Here is a 1487-nt window from a genome sequence, read left to right on the forward strand (position 1 = left end):
GCTGGAGTAACCGTTCACCGGCCGCGGTGAGTACCGGATTACGCGCACGGCGATCAAAGAGTTGCACACCCAGATCAATTTCTAAATTCGAAATGGTGGTACTCACCACCGATTGCGCTTTACCCAAACGCCGCGCGGCCGCCGAGAAAGAACCACACTCGGCGGCGGCTTGCAGGCAGCGCAGTTGCTCCAGTGTCATGTTCATGCCGCGCTCCATATACCTGTATGCCTGTGTCATGAGACACAGCCAATCTATCTATTTTAGCGATAGTATCTAACTAATAACTACGCATTTTAGACGATAGATTAGCAGCCACATCGCTAACCAGAAAGAGAAAATACTATGCGCACAGGCTCCGATCGTTTACGTCACGCCATTGGTTTTGAACTCATTGGCCTTATGCTTTGCCCGCTGATCGCCAGCTGGGTGATGGGAATGCAATTATTGGAATTAGGCAAGCTCGCCATCATGCTGTCGGTGATCGCCACCGCATGGAATTATGTCTATAACATGTTGGTCGATAAACTGATGCAAAAGCTGTTGGGACGCACGCAAAAGAGCTTGCCGGAGCGGGTCTTACATACGTTGGTATTTGAGGCCGGCTTATTGCTGTTTGTTCTGCCATTGATTGCTTGGTGGTTACAGATTTCACTGAAACAAGCATTTGTGCTGGATATGGGCTTTGTGATCTTTTATCTGGTGTACGCGTTTTTCTATAACTGGGCCTATGACCGCATGTTCCCTATCCCCGCCGCTGCAACAGACACAATAACGCTCGACGACCCCGTAACGCGCGAAAAAGCTTCCGTATTATAACTAGTGAATAAAAAAACCGGTGATCGTGTTTACATCAACACGGCACCGGTTTTGCTCATACGTCAATCATGCCAGCAGCATATCAAGTGCGATTAACGCTCTAACTACTATTAACGCTCTAACAATGGGGCGCTACGGAAACTCCACATCCCCATCACGCGCAGCCCATCGCGGTAAATACCCAGCAAATCACCATCGGACACTTTTTGCAGCTCGGCCAGCGGCTTATCCAGCGCCGCGACTGACTCGAAGGTAATGCCCTGTGGACCGGTTTCCCATGTTGCGATTTCCAACAATGCTTGACCACGGCGGACATGGCTACCGGAACTGAGCAGTACAGCATGCTTAATGCGATGTTGAGTCAAGGCGTAGCGGCTATAGAGGGCATTATCAACGGTGGATGTGGCATAGTTGTCTTGCACAATGCGTTTCGCATCAACACCTTGCTTAACTAACCACTCTTGCATCAAACGCGCTTCGGTTTGGTTATTTTGCGGTACCCCACCGGTAACCACAATCAATGCCTGCGGACTTTGCTTGGCCAGCTCCAATGTTTTTTGCAGGCGCTGTATCAATACATCATGCATCGAACCATCAGGGTTTAGTGCATAGCCTAAGACCACAATCGCTGAATCTGCCCCTAACGGCTGCGGGAGCTGATCACGAATAG

Annotated in this window: 3 protein-coding genes; 1 reads left to right on the forward strand and 2 read right to left on the reverse strand. The window is 49.9% G+C overall.

Going from position 1 to position 1487, the window contains the following annotated elements:
• Nucleotides 1-205: LysR family transcriptional regulator (locus ACRC27_RS00020; RefSeq protein ID WP_438638740.1), on the reverse strand; the 205-nt coding region annotated here is incomplete at its 3' end.
• 138 nt (nucleotides 206-343) lie between these two features.
• Here ACRC27_RS00020 and ACRC27_RS00025 point away from each other — a divergent pair.
• Nucleotides 344-817: a PACE efflux transporter gene (locus ACRC27_RS00025; protein WP_192438065.1), complete on the forward strand. Its 474-nt coding sequence runs from the start codon at nucleotides 344-346 to the stop codon at nucleotides 815-817.
• Nucleotides 818-927: 110 nt separating this feature from the next.
• On the opposite strand, the gene ACRC27_RS00030 is transcribed toward ACRC27_RS00025, so the two are convergent.
• The coding region (locus tag ACRC27_RS00030; RefSeq protein WP_438638743.1) for a YdcF family protein at nucleotides 928-1487 on the reverse strand (560 nt) is incomplete at its 5' end.

The organism is Plesiomonas sp., from assembly GCF_051650925.1.
In the GTDB taxonomy this organism is placed as follows: Bacteria; Pseudomonadota; Gammaproteobacteria; order Enterobacterales; family CAMTGL01; genus Plesiomonas.